The sequence below is a fragment of the Kitasatospora mediocidica KCTC 9733 genome, assembly GCF_000744225.1.
Classification (GTDB): Bacteria; Actinomycetota; Actinomycetes; order Streptomycetales; family Streptomycetaceae; genus Kitasatospora; species Kitasatospora mediocidica.
On sequence record NZ_JQLN01000003.1, the window covers coordinates 194766 to 213278 of the forward strand.

The following is an 18513-nucleotide window of genomic DNA, read 5'->3' on the forward strand; positions in this document are numbered from 1 at the left end:
TACGGTGCTCCCGTCAGCACGGTGACCGCCCAGTCGGTTCACCCGGGTTCACCGGTCCTCGCTCAGGCCAGGACGGAAGAGACCTCCGGCAGACGACGTATGTCCCGCCGACCTGCCGGAGGAGCAGCAAGTGGACGTTTCCCTGACCCTGTGGGTCACCACCATCGGAGTGCTGACCGCACTCATCGCCGCCGATTTCTTCATCGGAGGGCGCAAGCCGCACGAAGTGTCGCTGAAGGAAGCCGGCACCTGGACCGTCGTCTGGGTGGTCCTGGCGCTGATCTTCGGCGGATTCCTCTGGTGGCAGTACGGCTCGCAGCCGGCCGGTGAGTTCCTGGCCGGCTACATCACCGAGAAGTCGTTGAGTGTCGACAACCTCTTCGTCTTCATTCTGATCATGGGCAAGTTCGCGGTGCCGCGGATCTACCAGCAGCGGGTGCTGATGGTCGGTGTGATCATCGCCCTGGTGCTGCGCGCGATCTTCATCGCCGGCGGCGCCGCCCTGGTCACCACCTTCTCCTGGGTCTTCTACATCTTCGGCGCGTTCCTGGTGTGGACCGCCTGGAAGCTCATCCAGGAGGCCCGGGCCGACGAGGAGGAGGAAGAGTTCGAGGAGAACCGCCTGCTCAAGGCCGTCGAGCGGCGGGTGCCCTCGACCGACGTCTACCACGGCACCAAGCTCTTCGTCCGCGAGAACGGCCGGCGCCTGATGACGCCGATGCTGATCGTGATGCTGGCCATCGGCACCACCGACGTGCTCTTCGCGCTGGACTCGATCCCGGCGATCTTCGGCCTCACCCAGGAGCCGTACATCGTCTTCACCGCGAACGCCTTCGCCCTGATGGGGCTGCGCCAGCTGTACTTCCTGATCGGCGGGCTGCTGAAGAAGCTGGTCCACCTCTCCTACGGGCTCTCGGTGATCCTCGGCTTCATCGGCGTCAAGCTGGTGCTGCACGCGCTGCACGAGAGTGGGGTGCACGTTCCGGAGATCGGTATCCCGTTCTCGCTCGGCTTCATCGTGCTGGTGCTCGCCATCACCACGGTCACCAGCCTGATCGCCTCGAAGCGGCAGCAGGAGCGGGCCGTCGAGCCCGCCGAGAAGGCCGAGGTCTGACGGTCCGCGCCCGGCCCCGAGCACCCGAGCCCCCGGCCACGGCCGGGGGCTCGGCGCGCCGTTCACGCCACCCGAACCAGTGTTTCGGGCGTGTCAAAATTCCCGATCACGCTGCTTCGTCACCTGCGCGGAGGGTGGTCCTGACGCCGTTCTGACGACGGAGGTGGGCTATTGCCTAGCCGGGCGGCCTCACAAGGAGTAGCGTAGTGATCAAGCAGTCGTGGTTCCGAAGTCTGTTCGTCCGCGGTGACATTGCCGCGGGCGTTCTTGCTGTCCAGCGCCTCTCCGGACCAGGCGATCACCTCCGGGTTTCGCACCGTGCGATACCCGAGCACTTCCCTGAGAAGGAGAAAAATATGGCTACCGGTACCGTGAAGTGGTTCAACGCCGAGAAGGGCTTCGGCTTCATCGAGCAGGACGGTGGCGGCGCTGACGTGTTCGCTCACTACTCGAACATCGCCGCGCAGGGCTTCCGTGAGCTCCTCGAGGGCCAGAAGGTCGAGTTCGACGTCACGCAGGGCCAGAAGGGCCCGCAGGCGGAGAACATCCGCGTCATCTGACCTGCTCAGGTCGGTTTGAACCCGGTATGAACCGAGCCCGGCTCCCCTTGCGGGGGCCGGGCTCTGCCGTGTCCGGGGGCGGCCGCTGGTCAGGCGGTGCCGGCGGCGTCGCGCTCGACCAGCTGGAACTGGATGCCCTCGGAGGTGTGCGGCCGGGTCCAGGCGTTGAGGTTGCCGCTGGCGGCCACCGGCTGGTCCGCGGTGAGCTCCACGCCGAGGCCCCGGATGGCCTCCATGGCCACCGAGATGCTGTCGACCTCGACGCCGAGGTGCTCGATCCTCGCCTGGTTGCCCGCTCCCAGCCGGGTCCGGCGGCCCTCGTCGGTGGTGGGCTGGGTCAGCTCGATACGGCCGTCGCCGCAGCGGTAGAAGGCCACCTTGACGTTGCGTTCGGGCAGCTCCAGCTCCTGCTCCAACGTCATGCCGAGGCTCTCCAGGAACTTCCTGGAACGGAACAGGTCGTCGACGACGATGCCGATGTGGTCGATGCGGTTGAGCACGGGGTCTCCTTGTCAGTGCGCGGTGGCCGGTGTGGCCGCCGCCCGGGTGCGGCCCAGCTGGAGGGCGGTCAGGATCAGGACGGCCACCAGCAGCGACCAGCTGACCGGGTAGCCGCTCCAGCCGACGAGCAGGCCGAACAGCGGGGGCATCGCCGCGGCGATGATCTGGTTCAGGGTGATCGCGAAGCTGATGGTCGACGCCACGGCGGCCTGCGGGGCCACGTCGGCCACCTGGACGAGATAGAGCGGGTACCAGCCGACGCTCAGCAGGCCCAGGACCGTGCACAGGGCCAGCACGATCCAGCGCGGTGACCCCGGCGTCAGCAGGGTGAGCCCGGCCAGCGGGACCGCGCTGACGAGCAGCATCCACTGGAGCGAGCGCATCCGACGGCCGGGCCAGAAGTGGTCGCTGATCCAGGCCAGGCCGATCCGGCCCAGGATCCCGGCGCCCTGAGCGACGGCGAACAGGTACCCGGCGGTGACGATCGGGATCTTCAGCTGGTCGTTGAGGAAGATCAGGATCTGGGCCGAGAAGGTGTACTGCAGCGCGGCCAGGGCCAGCCCGCCGATCAGCAGCGACCTGACGACCCGGTCGCGGACGAGACCCACGGCCAGCCGGTGGATCCGCACCGGTGCCTTCCTCGCCCCGGCGGCGTTGCCGCCCTCGCGGTAGAGCGCCCCGAAGACCACGCCGCCCACGACGGCGACGCCGCCCTGTAGCGCGACCGCCGCCGTCCAGTCGCTCCGCAGCGCCAGGGCCGGCAGCACGGCGGCCGCGATCGAGGCACCGATCGGCAGTCCGCTCTGCCGGATCCCGGTGGCCATGCCCTGCTGCTCAGGTGCGAACCAACGGGTGATGGCCCGCTGCCCACCGGGCAGGATCGCGCCGTAGAACGCGCCCATCAGCACGATGAACAGCAACAGGACCGGGTAGTTCGGGCCGATCGCCGCGACGGTGAACGCCGTGCAGCCCATGGCGATCATCGTCAGCGAGACGACCCAGCGCTCTCCGTACCGGTCGATGGCCCAGCCCAGGACGAGCATGGAGGCGATCGGTCCGGCCTGGATCGCCGACGCGGCGAGGGCGGCGGTGGCCGGGGAGAGGTGGTAGGCCTGCTTCCAGAGCGGGATCAGGACGCTGACGCCCGAGTACACCACCGATCCGGTGGTCAGGGCGGTGACAGCGACGGCGAGGACGACCCAGCGGTAGGCGGCGGCCTGCGGGGCGGTGGCCTCGGCGGGGGCGCTCTGCTGCGGTGCCGCCGTCGCCGTCGCGCTGGTCTCAGGCGGCACGCGCGCTCTCCCCCCGGTCCGGGAGCTGATCCGGGAGCTGGTCCGCGCCCTGCTCCGAGAAGAGGTTCCCGAGCTGCGAGAGCAACGGGATGTTCATCAGGTTCAGCAGGACCAGGTCGCCCTGGGCGCCGGGGTTCTCGAAGCGGTGCAGCGACCAGGCCGGCACGAGCATGATGTCGCCGGGGTTCAGCTCGGTGCGTTCGCCGGCCGGCTCGAAGACCACCGTGCCGGTCCCGGACCGCACGACGAACAGGTGGTACCAGGAGTGCGCGTGAGCCGTGGTGCGGCCCTCGGCGGGGACGACCTGGTAGGCGACCGCGGTGTCGCGGACGATCTCGGCGCTGCCGTCCGGCAGGGACAGCGCGAGCGTGCCGCGCTCGGGATGGTCGGCGCTGCCCAGGTCCTGGGCGAGTTCCGCCCAGCGCCACACCACCGGCTCCTGCCGCTCGGTGTCGTAGCGCTTCTTGAAGTCAGGATACGGAAACCGGCTTCCGCTCTGGATCGGCATGGAGATCCTCCTCGATGGGTGCCGTCTGCTGGAGTCGCGCCCACATGGCGCGGACGCAGGCCTCGGCGTCGTCGGTGAACCGGGAGCGCATGCCGGCTCGGGGCAGGTAGTAGGTGTAGTAGCGGGGACCCTCGACCGGGTAGCCGACGGCGTAGGCGTTGGGCAGTGCTGTCCCCGCCTTCGTCAGGAGCCGGCCTTCGTCGTCGACGTCCAGCCCGCCCGGCTTGTAGGGGCCGTTGGCGAACGGGCGGACGAGTCCGCGTGCCAGCAGGTTGGCGGCCAGCGGCGAGCTGTCGCTCTCGGGGTGGAACAGGTCCAGGCGGGCGATGACCAGCGCGTCGACGTGGCGGACGGTGGTGCCGCCGGCGAAGTCGCTCGCGATCGCGAACCGTGCCGCCTGCGGGTCGGTGGTCAGACGGCAGCCGGGTCCGCCGGCCAGGTCGACGACGCCCGCGGCGATCAGGGCCAGGAGTTCGTAGTTGCGCTGCCGGGGCGGGCCGAACGCGATGCGGTTCATCAGCGGCACGAAGCCGGCGTTGAAGACCCGGTGCGACTCGGGCGTCAGCCCCGCGAACTCGACCGCGTCCCGCAGGCTCTGCCGGACGTCGCGCACCACGTCGGTGGCGGCCTTCACCGGGCTGGTCATGTTGCCCAGTTCGGCCTCTTCGAGGTCGGCCGTGACGAAGTCGACGAAGAACCGCCGGAAGTCGTCCAGGTCGGTGAACGTCCGCCCCCGCAGCGGGTCGACGACGGCCTCGATCGCGGCCCGGTCCTCCGGGCCGAACTCGTAGTCCTGCGCCGGGATGTGACGCTGCTCGCGGACCGTGCGGTATGCGTAGCCCATCTCGCGCAGCAGCAGGGGCAGGGCCTCCGCCTCGAATTCGAGCCGGGCGTCCCCACGGGACTGCCTGGCCCGCTCGCGCAGGGCCCGCACCGCGTCGGGGGTGAAGAAGCTCGGCACGTACTGGCCCGCGACGCCCTTCTGGTTCACCCCGCGCGCGCTCAGCGGCAGGCACTGCCGTGAGAACAGCTGGATGCTCGGCTCCCGGCCGGAGGGGACGTAGCGCAGGTCCGCGTCGGTCCCCTCGAACCGGCCGCCGCGGCCGACGGTCAGGGCGGCGACCACGTCGTGCGCGGTCAGTCCGAAGCCCTGGACGGCCACCGCGGCGCCGGGGGCGATGCGTTGCAGCCGGTCGACCGGATAGGGGTTGGCGTAGTACCCGAGGTGGTCGTTGCGGACGGCGTTCTCCCGCACGAACTCCTCGAACACGGTGTCGTCCTCGCTCGGGGTGCGGGCGCCGTGCCCGGTGGCGAGGAAGACGAAGTCGCTGCGGATCTCGAAGCCGTCCTCGACGCGCACCGCGAAGCGCGAGCCGGAGAGCTGCTCCATGTCGAGCGCGCGGGCCCGGTGGTGCACGACCCGCACCCGGGGCGGCAGCGAGCGGACCGTGCGGTCGAACACCCAGCTCAGGTACTCGCCGAGCAGGCTGCGCGGCAGGTAGTCGTGCGGGCCGACGGCCTCGCCGGAGCCGTCGCCGGTGCGGTAGTAGGCGTTGGCGAACCGGCGGTAACCCGCCTCCTGGGCCCACTCGGTGAACGAGGGCCCGGCGTCGCCGGCGAACATCGTGACCTGGCTGGCGACGGTGTTGGTCAGCAGGTGCGCGGGCTGCCGGGAGGAGTGCACGCCCTGGCCGCTGTCACCGGGGTCGACGAGGTGCACGTCCATGGCGAGGCCGGGAGGAAGCTCCCGGGACAGCTCCGCGATGCGCTGCAGGATGCTCAGGCCGCGCGGCCCCATCCCGATGATCGTGACGTTGACGGTGGTCATCGGGCGGCCCCGGCGAGCTCGGCGGCCTCGTCGTAGGCCGCCGTCGGGCTCTCGTGCAGCTGCACCCAGCGCGGCGCACTCGCCAACGGAGGGAACCTGAGCGCGACTTGGGGATCGTGGCCGGGGATGACGTGGTCGTCGCCGTCGGCGAGGCCCTCGACGATCTCGTACGCCTCCACCATCGAGCTGAGGTGGTCGAGGATCGGGAACGGGCTGCGCCGGCGGATGTTGGCCCAGAGGTGGGACGAGTCGCTGGCCAGCACCACCCAGCCGCGCCGGGTGTGCACGCGCACGACCTGGAGACCCGGGGTGTGGCCCACGGCCGGGTGCACCTCCACGCCGGGCGCGATCTCGGCCGGGCCCCGGTGCAGCTGGAGCCGGCCGTCGAAGAGCTTCTGGACCGCGGTCTTGACGTCGAGCGGTTCGAACGGGCGGCTGGTCGCCGCATGCCGCATCGCGCGGCCGGTGCAGAAGCCGAGCTCGGCCTCCTGGAGGTGGATCCGGGCGGACGGGAAGCCGTCGAGGTTGCCGGCGTGGTCCCAGTGCATATGAGTCAGCAGCACGTCGGCGACCTGTGCCGGGTCGATCCCGAGGTCGCGCAGCCCGTCGAGGGGCGAGTGGAGTTGGCGGCGGCCGCGCCGGTCGCCCACGTCGGCGGCGAATCCGGTGTCCACCACGATCACCCGGTCATCGCCCCGGATCACCCAGATGTAGAAGTCGAATCCCAGGACGGCGTCGGCCGCGCAACCGCCGTCGTCGAACAGGAAGTTCTCGCGGGCGAGCCGGTCCGTCTGCGTGCCGAATCGCAGCGCGAGGACCTCGTACGTCGGTGTCGTCTCGCTCATGGGGTCACACCACCACCAGGCCGGGGGAGTCGGGAGCCGTCCAGTCCAGGTCCGGTACCGGCAGCCGGTTCTCGAAGAAGAACCGCTTCTCGCCGAATGCCGGAACCAGCTGGTCGAACCAGGTCGCCTGCGGGTCGTACTTGGCGTAGAACGGGCGCCGCGTCCAGTCGCCGTCGCGGCCCTGGAGGAATTGCAGGGCGAAGACCTTTTCGCCGTGGATTTCCGGGACGCCGTCGATGAGGACCTTTCCGGGGAATGCGCTCATCGACGGACCACGCACGGTGCGGGACAGGCCGGAGACCGACCGGTACGCGTCGCGGAAGATTTCGTACGCTCTGACCAGAGGCAGTTCGAAGTACGAGCGGGCGCCCGTGTCGCGCTCCACGAACATGTAGTACGGGATGGCGCCGAGCCGCACGCCGGTCGTCCACAACTCGCGCCAGGCGGCCGGGTCGTCGTTGATGTGCCGCAGCACGGGCGACTGGAGCCGCACGTTCGCGCCGGTGGCGATGATGCGCCGCAACGCGTCCTGCGCGAGGTCGGGACGGATCTCGGCCGGGTGGTTGTAGTGGCCCATGATCGCGAGGTGCTTTCCGGCGGCCACGACGCGCTCGAAGAGGCGCAGCAGTTCGTCGGCGTCCCGGTCGGTGGTGAACCGCTGCGGCCAGTAGGCGACCGACTTCGTGCCGATCCGGATGTTCTGGATGTGCTCGAACTCCGGTGTGAGCAGCGGCTCGATGTACCGGGCGAGGGTGTTCGTCCGCATGATCAGCGGGTCGCCGCCGGTGATCAGGACGTCGGTGACCTCGTGGTGCCGGCGCAGGTAGGCGGTCAGGCCCTGGGCGTCCTTGGCCGCGAAGGCCAGCTCGTCGTCGCCGACGAACTGCGGCCACCGGAAGCAGAACGTGCAGTACGCGTGGCAGGTCTGGCCGGCCTTCGGGAAGAACAGCACCGTCTCGGCGTACTTGTGCTGGATCCCGGGCACCTCCTCGCCGTCCAGCTCCGGCACGTTGTGGGTCTGTTGGCCGGCCGGGTGCGGGTTCATGCGCTCGCGGAGCTTGCCGACCAGGAGTTGGGTCTCGCCCTTGTCGCCGGCCGCGAGGGTGTCGCGCAGGGCGACGTAGTCCTCGTCGGCGAGCATCTCCCGGTGCGGGAAGTTCAGCCGGAAGATCGGGTCGTCCGGGATGGCGTCCCAGTTGATCAGCTCGTCCAGGACGTACTGGTTGGTGCGGAACGGCAGCACCTGGGAGACCACCTCGACGGCCTCGCGCAGTTCCTGGGGTATTCGCGCCCACTGCGGCGCGCGTTGGACGGTTTTGTTGGTGTAGGGCGTGAACTTGGTGACGGTCAAGGCCCTTTTCCTTTCTGTTCCGATTCGGCGGACAGGGAGGGTGGGGTCAGCCCCAGCCGAGGTCGTCGGCGGTTCCGTCAGGCACGGTAAATGCGACGGGGGTTAATCGGATTCCGATCTCGCGCACGGTCTGTTCGGTCCTCACTCGCTGGTGGAATGGACGGGCTGTTCGCGCCGTCGGGCGTAGTCATAATCTTCTACAAGCGGCGGTCGCTTGTCACGGATTCGAATGCTCGGAGGTGTGACTGTCGCGATCCCGTCAGGCGGCAAAACGGACAACGGGGGCGGGAGGGTACTTTGCACGCGTACTTCCTCCCGCCCGGGGAAACGCGATGAGGCCGGGCGGGTGCCCGGCCTCATCACTGTGCTGCGTACGTACCCCCGGCGGGGCGTCAGTTCTGCTCGGCGGCCAGCTTCTCGTAGCCGACCAGCCGCACGCAGACGGCCACTCCGCTGATGATCTGCTCGACCTCCGCCAGCTCGGGGTAGCTGGGGCCGATCCGGATGACGTTGTCCTGCGGGTCCTCGCGGTAGGGGTGGGTGGCGCCCGCGGGTGTCAGCACCAGCCCCGCCTCGGCGGCCCGGCGGACGACCTCGCGGGCGCAGCCGTCCGGGACGTTCAGGGCGACGAAGTAGCCGCCCTTGGGCGTGGACCAGGTCGCCAGGCCGGTCTCCCGGAGCTCCTCGTCGAAGATCCGCAGGACGGCGTCGAACTTGGGGCGCAGCAGGGCGCGGTGGCGGCGCATGTGCTCGCGCAGGCCGTCGGCGTCCTTGAGGAACAGGGCGTGCCGCAGCTGGTTGACCTTGTCGGGGCCGATCGAGCGCTTGCCGCTGTAGCTGCGCAGCCAGGCCACGTTGGCGGGGGAGGAGCCGAAGAAGGCGACGCCCGAACCGGCGAAGGTGATCTTCGAGGTGGAGCCGAAGACGAAGGCCCGGTCGGGGTTGCCGGCCTCGGCACAGGCGGCCAGGACGTCCGGGACCGTGACCTCCTCGTCGGTCAGGTGGTGCACCGCGTAGGCGTCGTCCCACAGGATGCGGAAGTCCGGGGCCGCGGTCGGCATGGCGGCGAGCCGGCGCACGGTCTCGTCGCTGTAGCAGGTGCCGTCGGGGTTGCTGTACTTGGGCATGCACCAGATGCCCTTGATCCCGGGGTCGGCGGCCACCAGGCTCTCCACCAGGTCCAGGTCGGGGCCCTCGGCCGTGAGCGGGACCGGGATCATCTCGATGCCGAGCCGCTCGCACAGCTCGAAGTGCCGGTCGTAGCCGGGGGTGGGGCACAGCAGTGCGACGCGCTCCTCGTCCGCCCAACGGCGGGTCGCGCCGGGGAGCTTGCCGATCAGGGCGTAGATCAGGCAGTCGTGCATCAGCTCCAGGCTGGAGTTGCCGGCGGCCAGCAGCTGGTCGACCGGCACCTGGAGGAACTCGGCGAAGATCTCCCGCAGTTCGAGCAGCCCGTTCGGGGCGCCGTAGTTGCGGCAGTCGGTGCCGTCGGCGGCGGTGTACCGGTCACCGGGGAGCCTGAGCAACTCGGCCGAGAGGTCGAGCTGTCGCAGGGACGGCTTGCCTCGCGACAGGTCCAGCGACAGGCCCTTGCCGAGGAGGTCGGCGTAGTCGCGCCGGGCTTCCTCCAGGCGTGCGGCCAGCGTGTCGGCGTCGGCGTTCACATGCGGGGTCGTGGTCATGGGGACTTTCTCTCGACGGTGCGGCAGGGATCGGCCGCGGCGGGCGCCACAGCGGCGTCGGCCGCGATCGAGCCGGCACGGCGTGAGCCCGGCCCGGGGTCCGAGGTCCCGGGGGCCGGGCTCACGCTGCGGGCTGAGTGCGATCAGGAGTCCCGGCGACGCTTGAACGCGGCGGTCGCCGGCGGAGCGGCGTGGCTGCGTCTGGTCAGCAGAACGGGACTTGGCACGGCTGTGAAGCTAACAGGAGGTTGCGGGCGCCTCAAAGCCGTCTCACTCATCGGCCGTCCTGACGGAGTGTTCGGCCGGTCCGCCCGTGCCGTCCAGCATGCCGAGTTCGCGGATGAGATAGCCGGCGTGGACCCGGCTGTGCGCGCCGATCCGGCGCAGCACCTCGGACAGGTGGCGCTGGAACGTCCGCAGCGAGATGCCGAGGCGTTTGGCGATCACCCGGTCGTCGTACCCCTCCACCAGGAGCCGCACGATCGCGGTCTTCATCTCCTCGGAGGCCTGCAGGACCTGCCCGCGTTCGTGGGCGAGCGGGAACTGCAGCGCCCGGTCCCAGGCGCGTTCGAAAGCCCGCACCACAAAGTGGATGATGTTCATATCGCGTACGAGCAGTGCGCCCTGGTCGTTGTCGACCATCTCGATGATGGCGACTTCCCGGTCGAAGACGATGAGCCGCATGAAGGCGTCGTTCACGACGCGTACGTCGGCGCCGAGTTCGACGAGCAGTGCGACATGGTCGGCGGTCGGCTGGTGGAACTGCGCCGAGTACTGGTAGAGCGTGCGCATCGGGACGCCGCGTTCCAGGACCTGGACGGTGCGATCCCGCGATTCCCGCAGAACGTGTTCCGGGCGTGGTCCGCCGGGCTGGGAGGTGAGGATCTCCCGGGTGGCGCGGGCCGAGAGTTCCGATATGGCCAGGCGCACGGCGTCGACGTCGTCGAGGCGGTGCAGGAGTTCTTCCCGGGAGCGTTTGAGGGCGCTTCGCTCGTACACCGGGAGCAGGTCGGACAGTTCCGCGCACATCTGGTTGATCATGGCCTGCTGGTCGCGCAGTTCGCGGATCGCCGGCAACAGGACCTGCGCGCTGGCGGTGGCCGGGGCCACCGGGACGAAGTGCCCCGGCTCTCCGGGCCTGCTGCGCAGCAGCCTGAGCCGCTCCAGCCGGCGGACGGCCGCGTGGGCCTCCTCGGCCGGGGCGCCGGCGGCGGTGAGGAGTTCCTCCAAGGAGATGCTCTCCCGTGCGGTCGCCTGCTCGTAGAGGGCGGCGGTGAGGGAGGGTGGCGGCGGCTGGTCGTCCCCCGGTGGTGCGGTGTCCTGGTCTGTCGTCGTGCTGGCCCCCGTCGGCATTGAACTGGGGTCTCCTCTCTCCATCGGAGCGCGAAAAGGTCAGGAACGCGTCAAAAATCTGGGCGTACCGCGCTGTTTCGGACATGTCGGGAGATGGTGGTGCCGTCTGTCGGAAAATCGACCCGGCGGTAGATATTCGCCATCGAATACGAGCCGCTCGATCGACCGTCTGTTCGGTATTCGGCGCAAGGGGAGAATGAAGATGATCGGCTTCTTTATCACCCTTGAACGGCACCACGCTAGGCGTATGCGGAGCACAGTGTCCAGGCTGATGTCTCACGAAGTGAGAAAGCGAACAGTTCCGGATTCGTCGGTTCCCCTGGAATGCAGTCGTGACCTGCGTCTCTGAGAGTTGTGGAGGTCGTCGGCTGCTTCGTGTCCGACCGGAGGACGCGATCGAAGCCGTGGTCGGGGTCGTGGTCGGGGTCGCGTTGCGGGCGTGGAGTGTCACAGGTCTGTGACGCTGACGTCCCGAGCGGGTTTTGAACCTGTTCAAAAGAGTTGATCACCCCCTACAGTCCCGGTGACGCCGCGATCCCCGTACGGGTGAGCCGCGCGCTCTCCGATCTCTGAGGGGGACTCATGTCCGATCCGTCCACGGCTGCCACGCCGAAGCCGCAGCCGCAGCCAGGGCCGGGGCCGCAGCCCGGGCCGTCGCGGCCGACGGCGGGTGACCCGTTCCGGGTGCCCGGCCAGCCGGCCTGGGGTCCTCGGCCGGCGCCGAAGCCGCTCTGGGAGCAGGCCACCGAGCCGCCGAAGCCCGCGGCGCCCGCGCTCCGGGTGCCGGCCGCGGGGCTCGCCGCCGGACTGCTGTCGGCGGCCGTGCTGTCGGACGGGATCGGGGTGAACCTGTTGCTCTGCGCTCTGGCGGCGGCGGTGGTCGCGGGACTGGCGGTACGTCAGACCGGTCGGCGGGTGCGGCCGTGGACCCTGCTCTGGGCGGGGCTGACGATCGTGCTGCTGGCTGTGCCCGCGCTCTCGGACGCCGGTTGGCCGACCTGCCTGGCGGTCGTCATGGCGGTCGCCCTCGGTTCGCTCGCGCTGCACGGCGGCGCCCGGTGGACGGGTGTGCTGCTGGGCTCGCTCGGCATCTGGGGCCACCTGGTGGCCGCTCCGCGCTGGGTGGTGTCGGGGCTGCTCGGGCGTCAGTACCCGGCTCGCGCCAGGGTGGTGTCGTTGCTCAAGGCCTCGGCGGTCGCGGTGGGGCTCCTGGTGGTCTTCGGCGGCCTGTTCGCCAGCGCGGACTCGGGAATGGCGTCGCTGCTGGGCGGCCTGCTGCCGAGTGCGGATCTCTCCGACCTGCCGCTGCGGGGGCTGACGTTCCTGCTCGGCCTGCTGGTGGCACTCGCCGCCGCTCACGCGGTCGCCGCGCCGAGGCGCTGGGACCGCTTCCCGGTCAAGGCCGGGCGCCCGCGCGGCCGGCTGGAGTGGGCGGTGCCGCTGGCCGCGCTGAACCTGCTCTTCGGTGTGTTCGTCGTGGAGCAGGTGCTGGTGCTGTTCGGCGGCTACGAGGCGGTCATGAGCAAGCCTGGCATCCTGCCGGCCGAGTACGCGCGGCAGGGCTTCTGGCAGCTGCTCTGGGTCACCGTGCTCACCCTGGGCGTGGTCGCTCTGGCCCGGCGCTGGGCTCCCCGGGCCACCGCCGGCGACCGACTGCTGGTGAAGGGCCTGCTCGGCCTGCTCGGCACGCTGACGCTCGGCGTGGTCGCCTCGGCGCTGTACCGGATGCTGCGCTACATGGACAACTTCGGCCTCACCCGGCTGCGGCTCTCGGTGGCGGCGCTGGAACTGTGGCTGGGCGTGGTCTTCCTGCTGGTGATCGTCGGGGGAGTGCTGACCTCGCAGCGCTGGCTGCCGCGGGCCGTGATGCTGAGCGCCGCCGTCGCGGTGGGTGCGTTCGGCCTGGTCGGGCCGGACCGGCTGATCGCCGAGCAGAACGTCGCGCACTTCCAGAAGACCGGGCACCTGGACGTCGCGTACCTCCAGGGGCTGTCGGCGGACGCCGTACCGGCCTTGCAGCGGTTGCCCGACAGCTACCGGGACTGCACGCTCCTCGTGATCGACCGGGACCTCGGGAACCGGACGTCGCCCTGGTACGCCACCAGTCTCGCCGCGAGCCGGGCCCGGCAGATCCTGCGTGACCACCCGGTCGGTCCGGATGCCGACTGGGAGTGCGCGCGGCTCGGCCAGCCGTAGCAGGATCCCGGGCCGCCCGGGATGCGGGCGGCCCGGGCGCGACTACCAGCCGCGGGCCAACCAGGCGCCGAGCTCGGGGCGTTCGGCGCCGAGGGTGGTGTCCTTCCCGTGGCCGGGGTAGACCCAGGACTCGTCCGGGAGGGCGTCGAAGATCTTCGTGGTGACGTCCCGGTAGAGGCTCTGGAAGGCCTGCGGGTCCTGGAAGGTGTTGCCGACGCCGCCGGGGAAGAGGCAGTCGCCGGTGAAGACGTGCGGGTGGCCCTCCGGGTCGTCGTAGACCAGCACGATCGCGCCCGGGGTGTGGCCCACCAGGTGGCGGACCGTCAGCTCGACCGCGCCGACCCGCAGGGTGTCGCCGTCGGAGAGCAGCAGGTCGGTGGGGACGTCGATGCCCTCCGCGTCGAAGCGGCCGGCCGCGGTCCGGGCGCCGGTGGCGGCCACCACCGCGGCCAGCGCGTCCCAGTGGTCGTGGTGGCGGTGCGTGGTGACCACCGTGGCCAGCTCGGGGCCGACCGTCTCCAGCAGGGCCGGGGCGTCGGCGGCCGCGTCGATCAACAGCTGCTCGTCGGTGGCCCGGCAGCGCAGCAGGTAGGCGTTGTTGTCGAACGGGCCGACCGCGACCTTGGTGATGATCAGGTGCGCGAGTTCGCGGACGTCCGGCGGGCCGCCGACCTTGACCGCTCCGTGGTAACTCAAGGGACTGGCTCCTTCGGTGTCGTGACTCCGGTCGCTGTACCCATGGTGGCCTCTCAGCTCATCGCGGGGAGCTCCGGCAGGGCGGTGCGGGGGTCGGTGAGCTGGACGCCGTCGCGGTGCACCTGGAGCCCGTCGCCGTCCGAGCGGCCGGAGAGCCAGGCGGTCAGCGCGCGCACCGGGCCCTCGACGACCAGCTGCGGCCCGCCCTCGCCGAGCCGGGCGCGGTCGGCGGTGTCGTCGCAGACCAGCTGGAGCGCCGGCAGGCCGCGGTCGGCGAAGGCGGTGGTCAGCTTGCCGAACTCGGTGGCGGCGAACTCGGCGGACCAGTGCGCGGGGGTGTAGCCGGCGTCCAGGTCGACGTGGTGGTACTCGAGCTCCTCCAGCCGCTTCCAGGGCAGCTCCGCGGCGGGGAAGAGGTAGCCGTGCCGGTGCTTCAGCTGCACCGACCAGGCCTCCTCGGGCAGCGTGGCCGCCGCCGCGGCCAGCCGGTCGGCGGAGCTGTGCAGGTCCTCCAGCTGCTCGGCGAGCGGGCGCCCGGCACCCTGTTCGATGCCCTCCTCGCGGGCGTCGGGGCTCGCGTACTGCGGGATGTCGCGGCCGGTGCGGGCGCTCTCCAACAGGTTGACCAGCGAGTCCGCGTTGCGGGAGAGGTGGGCCAGCAGGTGGCCGCGGGTCCAGCCGGGCAGCGCGCAGGGGGCCGCCAGGCTCTCGGGCGCCAGTGCGGCGGCGGTGCGCAGCAGCTGGTCGGTGCTCTCGGCCACGCTGCGCAGGGTGCGGGCGGCGAAGGCCGCATCGGCTCGCAGGTCGGTCATCTCTGGGGGCCTCCGGTGGCGGGAGCGTTGCCTGCACGGCTCGTGCTCGTTGGACACTTGGGGTTCAAGCTCTCAGGGCGAGGCTATCGCCGATCGTGGCGCTGAACAGGGCGTTTCGCGGTGGACCGGACGGGGCCGCAGAGTGGGGCTTCACTCGTTCAGGTGGTTCCGGCTGGACAAGCTCGATAATCGAACGTCTGAGCTATACGCTGGTCGTCGAAGCCGGAGGAGCTGGCAGAAGCCGGAAGAAAACCCCCCATCTCGCTCGTTACCCTCCCAGCAGCCCATTCCCGGAGAAAGGCGCCAGTAGCAGTGGCCGACCGCCTCATCGTCCGCGGTGCTCGCGAGCACAACCTCAAGAACGTCTCGCTCGACCTGCCCCGGGACTCCCTCATCGTCTTCACGGGGCTGTCGGGGTCCGGCAAGTCCTCGTTGGCCTTCGACACGATCTTCGCCGAGGGCCAGCGCCGTTACGTCGAGTCGCTGTCCTCCTACGCCCGGCAGTTCCTGGGTCAGATGGACAAGCCCGACGTCGACTTCATCGAGGGCCTCTCCCCGGCCGTCTCGATCGACCAGAAGTCCACCAACCGCAACCCGCGTTCCACGGTCGGCACGATCACCGAGGTGTACGACTACCTCCGGCTGCTCTTCGCCCGGATCGGTGAGCCGCACTGCCCGCACTGCGCGCGCCCGATCGCCCGGCAGTCGCCGCAGGCCATCGTGGACCGGGTGCTCGAACTCGCCGAGGGCACCCGCTTCCAGGTGCTCAGCCCGGTGGTGCGCGAGCGCAAGGGCGAGTTCGTCGAGCTCTTCGCCGACCTCCAGTCCAAGGGGTACGCCCGCGCCCGGGTGGACGGCGAGACGATCCAGCTGACCGAGCCGCCCAAGCTCAAGAAGCAGGAGAAGCACACCATCGAGGTGGTCATCGACCGCCTCACGGTCAAGGAGAGCGCCAAGCGCCGGCTGACCGACTCGGTCGAGACGGCCCTCAAGCTGGCCGGCGGCATGGTCGTGCTGGACTTCGTCGACCTCCCGGACGACGACCCCGAGCGCGAGCGGATGTTCTCCGAGCATCTCTACTGCCCCTACGACGACGTGTCGTTCGAGGAGCTGGAGCCGCGCTCGTTCTCCTTCAACTCGCCGTTCGGCGCCTGCCCCGAGTGCAGCGGCCTGGGCGCGCGGATGGAGGTGGACCCGGAGCTGGTCGTCCCCGACGAGCAGAAGTCGCTGGACGAGGGTGCCATCCACCCCTGGTCCGGCGGCCACATGCGGGAGTACTTCGGCCGGCTGATCACCGCGCTCTCCGCCGAGTTGGGCTTCCGCACCGACATCCCCTGGGCCGGGCTGCCCGCCCGGGCCAAGAAGGCGCTGCTCTACGGCCACAAGGCCCAGGTCGAGGTGCGCTACAACAACCGCTACGGGCGCGAGCGTTCGTACGTCACCGGGTTCGAGGGCGTGATCCCGTTCGTCCAGCGCCGGCACACCGAGGCGGAGACGGACAGCAGCCGCGAGCGCTTCGAGGGCTACATGCGCGAGGTGCCCTGCCCGGCCTGCCAGGGCACCCGGCTCAAGCCGGTGGTGCTCGCGGTCACCGTGCAGGGCAGGTCGATCGCCGAGGTCGCGGCGATGTCGATCAGCGACTGCGCCGACTTCCTGGGCGCGATGAAGCTCAAGGCGCGCGACAAGCAGATCGCCGAGCGAGTGCTCAAGGAGGTCAACGAGCGGCTGCGGTTCCTGGTCGACGTCGGCCTGGACTACCTCTCGCTCAACCGCGCGGCCGGCACCCTCTCCGGTGGCGAGGCCCAGCGGATCCGCCTCGCCACCCAGATCGGCTCCGGCCTGGTCGGCGTGCTCTACGTGCTGGACGAGCCCTCGATCGGCCTGCACCAGCGCGACAACCACCGGTTGATCGAGACCCTGGTCCGGCTGCGGGACATCGGCAACACCCTGATCGTCGTCGAGCACGACGAGGACACCATCAAGATGGCCGACTGGGTGGTCGACATCGGCCCGGGCGCCGGCGAGCACGGCGGCAAGGTGGTGCACTCCGGCTCGCTCAAGGAGCTGCTGCGCAACAAGGAGTCGCTGACCGGCCAGTACCTCTCCGGCAAGCGCGCGATCCCGATCCCGGACGTGCGCCGGCCGCGCGACAAGAAGCGCCAGATCGTGGTGCACGGCGCCCGCGAGCACAACCTGCAGGACGTCACCGTCGGGTTCCCGCTCGGCGTCTTCACCGCGATCACCGGCGTCTCCGGCTCCGGCAAGTCCACCCTGGTCAACGACATCCTCTACACCCACCTGGCCCGCGAGTTGAACGGCGCGCGCAGCGTGCCCGGCCGGCACACCCGGGTCACCGGGACGGACCTGGTGGACAAGGTGGTGCACGTCGACCAGTCGCCGATCGGCCGCACCCCGCGCTCCAACCCGGCCACCTACACCGGGGTGTTCGACCACGTCCGGCGGCTCTTCGCGGAGACCGTGGAGGCGAAGGTGCGCGGCTACCTGCCGGGCCGCTTCTCCTTCAATGTCAAGGGCGGCCGCTGCGAGAACTGTTCGGGCGACGGCACGATCAAGATCGAGATGAACTTCCTGCCCGACGTCTACGTCCCGTGCGAGGTCTGCCACGGGGCGCGGTACAACCGGGAGACCCTGGAGGTGCACTTCAAGGGCAAGTCGATCGCCGACGTGCTCAACATGCCGATCGAGGAGGGCCTGGAGTTCTTCGAGGCCGTCCCCGCGATCGCCCGCCACCTGCGCACGCTGAACGAGGTCGGCCTCGGCTACGTCCGGCTCGGCCAGAGCGCGCCGACCCTCTCCGGCGGCGAGGCGCAGCGCGTCAAGCTCGCCTCCGAGCTGCAGAAGCGTTCCACCGGGCGGACCGTCTACGTGCTGGACGAGCCGACCACCGGCCTGCACTTCGAGGACATCAGCAAGCTGATCAAGGTGCTCACCGGCCTGGTCGACAAGGGCAACACGGTGATCGTCATCGAGCACAACCTCGATGTGATCAAGACCGCCGACTGGGTCGTCGACATGGGCCCCGAGGGCGGCAACGGCGGCGGCATGGTGGTCGCCGAGGGCACACCGGAGGAGATCGCCGCGGTCACCGCCAGCCACACCGGCAAGTTCCTGCGGGACATCCTGGGCGACCGGGTGACCGACGAGGCGCCCGTCCCGGCGCCCCGGGCGGCCCGCAAGCGCGCGACGGCCAAGAAGTAGCGCAGCTGCGCCCCGGGGGGCGGGCGCGAGTCCGCCCCCCGGGCTCATGGAGGCTGGTTAGACTGCGGCGACCCTCAGTCGAACCGCCTCCAGGAGTGCCCAGATGACCGAGTCCGCCGACAGCACCGCCACCCCCGCGACCTCCCGGCGCACTCTCCTGTGCGGCGTCGCCGTGCTCGCGGCCGGCGGTGCCACCGCCGGCGTGGCCGGCTGTTCCAGCTCGGCCACCTCGACCGACGCCAAGCCCACGGCGAAGGCCGGGCCGGTCACGGTCGGCGCGGTGGCGGACGTGCCGGTCGGCGGCGGCAAGGTCTACCGGGAGCAGAAGATCGTGGTCACCCAGCCGACCGTCGGGCAGTACAAGGGCTTCAGTGCGACCTGCACCCACGCGGGCTGCCTGGTGGACCAGGTCGCGAGCAACCTGATCCAGTGCCCGTGCCACGGCAGCCGGTTCAACATCAACGACGGCTCCGTCGCGGCCGGCCCCGCGCCGAGCCCGCTGCCGGAGTACCAGGTCACCGTGACGAACGGCGCATTCCAGGTCAGCACCACCTGA

The 18513-nt window shown here is 70.4% G+C and carries 15 protein-coding genes; 5 read left to right on the top strand and 10 right to left on the bottom strand.

Annotation, left to right across the window (positions count from 1 at the left end; translation table 11 throughout):
- Nucleotides 1-130 precede the first annotated feature (130 nt).
- Both BS80_RS06245 and BS80_RS06250 read left to right on the top strand, forming a co-directional pair.
- Entirely contained in the window at nucleotides 131-1114 is a 984-nt protein-coding gene (locus BS80_RS06245) for a TerC family protein (RefSeq protein ID WP_035794145.1), read from the top strand.
- A 356-nt stretch (nucleotides 1115-1470) separates the two neighbouring features.
- Complete coding sequence (locus BS80_RS06250) at nucleotides 1471-1674, top strand: cold-shock protein (protein WP_035794146.1); 204 nt, start codon at nucleotides 1471-1473, stop codon at nucleotides 1672-1674.
- An 89-nt stretch (nucleotides 1675-1763) separates the two neighbouring features.
- Here the strand turns inward: BS80_RS06250 and BS80_RS06255 are convergent, their stop codons facing one another.
- The 8 genes from BS80_RS06255 to BS80_RS06290 all read right to left on the bottom strand — a co-directional run bounded on the left by BS80_RS06255 (nucleotide 1764) and on the right by BS80_RS06290 (nucleotide 11034).
- Complete coding sequence (locus BS80_RS06255; protein WP_035794147.1) at nucleotides 1764-2174, bottom strand: VOC family protein; 411 nt, start codon at nucleotides 2172-2174, stop codon at nucleotides 1764-1766.
- Nucleotides 2175-2186: 12 nt separating this feature from the next.
- A complete protein-coding gene (locus tag BS80_RS06260) occupies nucleotides 2187-3467 on the bottom strand; it encodes an MFS transporter (RefSeq protein ID WP_035794148.1) in 1281 nt (426 codons plus the stop codon).
- Nucleotides 3457-3975, bottom strand: a complete 519-nt coding sequence (locus BS80_RS06265; protein WP_051966164.1) for a cupin domain-containing protein — start codon at nucleotides 3973-3975, stop codon at nucleotides 3457-3459. The genes BS80_RS06260 and BS80_RS06265 overlap by 11 nt, the downstream gene beginning before the upstream one ends.
- Complete coding sequence (locus tag BS80_RS06270) at nucleotides 3938-5803, bottom strand: FAD/NAD(P)-binding protein (RefSeq protein WP_035794149.1); 1866 nt, start codon at nucleotides 5801-5803, stop codon at nucleotides 3938-3940. The genes BS80_RS06265 and BS80_RS06270 overlap by 38 nt, the downstream gene beginning before the upstream one ends.
- Nucleotides 5800-6648: an N-acyl homoserine lactonase family protein gene (locus tag BS80_RS06275; RefSeq protein ID WP_051966166.1), complete on the bottom strand. Its 849-nt coding sequence runs from the start codon at nucleotides 6646-6648 to the stop codon at nucleotides 5800-5802. Before BS80_RS06275 ends, BS80_RS06270 begins: the two co-directional genes overlap by 4 nt.
- Before the next feature lie 4 nt (nucleotides 6649-6652).
- Entirely contained in the window at nucleotides 6653-7999 is a 1347-nt protein-coding gene (locus BS80_RS06280) for a KamA family radical SAM protein (RefSeq protein ID WP_035794150.1), read from the bottom strand.
- Between the two features lie 392 nt (nucleotides 8000-8391).
- Nucleotides 8392-9681: an aminotransferase class I/II-fold pyridoxal phosphate-dependent enzyme gene (locus tag BS80_RS06285; protein ID WP_051966168.1), complete on the bottom strand. Its 1290-nt coding sequence runs from the start codon at nucleotides 9679-9681 to the stop codon at nucleotides 8392-8394.
- Between the two features lie 270 nt (nucleotides 9682-9951).
- Entirely contained in the window at nucleotides 9952-11034 is a 1083-nt protein-coding gene (locus tag BS80_RS06290) for a LuxR family transcriptional regulator (protein ID WP_051966171.1), read from the bottom strand.
- Between the two features lie 582 nt (nucleotides 11035-11616).
- Between BS80_RS06290 and BS80_RS06295 the strand changes: the two genes are divergently transcribed.
- A complete protein-coding gene (locus tag BS80_RS06295; protein WP_083974315.1) occupies nucleotides 11617-13230 on the top strand; it encodes a DUF4153 domain-containing protein in 1614 nt (537 codons plus the stop codon).
- A gap of 42 nt (nucleotides 13231-13272) precedes the next feature.
- On the opposite strand, the gene BS80_RS06300 is transcribed toward BS80_RS06295, so the two are convergent.
- The gene (locus BS80_RS06300; RefSeq protein WP_035794151.1) at nucleotides 13273-13926 is read right to left on the bottom strand and encodes an MBL fold metallo-hydrolase; all 654 of its coding nucleotides are present in this window, start codon (nucleotides 13924-13926) and stop codon (nucleotides 13273-13275) included.
- A 53-nt stretch (nucleotides 13927-13979) separates the two neighbouring features.
- The gene (locus BS80_RS06305; RefSeq protein ID WP_051966175.1) at nucleotides 13980-14738 is read right to left on the bottom strand and encodes a maleylpyruvate isomerase family mycothiol-dependent enzyme; all 759 of its coding nucleotides are present in this window, start codon (nucleotides 14736-14738) and stop codon (nucleotides 13980-13982) included.
- 312 nt (nucleotides 14739-15050) lie between these two features.
- Here BS80_RS06305 and uvrA point away from each other — a divergent pair, with 312 nt between their 5' ends.
- On the top strand, nucleotides 15051-17957 hold the full coding sequence (gene uvrA, locus BS80_RS06310; protein ID WP_035794152.1) for an excinuclease ABC subunit UvrA: 2907 nt from the start codon (nucleotides 15051-15053) through the stop codon (nucleotides 17955-17957).
- Nucleotides 17958-18060: 103 nt separating this feature from the next.
- Nucleotides 18061-18513, top strand: coding sequence for a Rieske (2Fe-2S) protein (locus tag BS80_RS06315; RefSeq protein ID WP_035794153.1), 453 nt, complete (start codon nucleotides 18061-18063; stop codon nucleotides 18511-18513).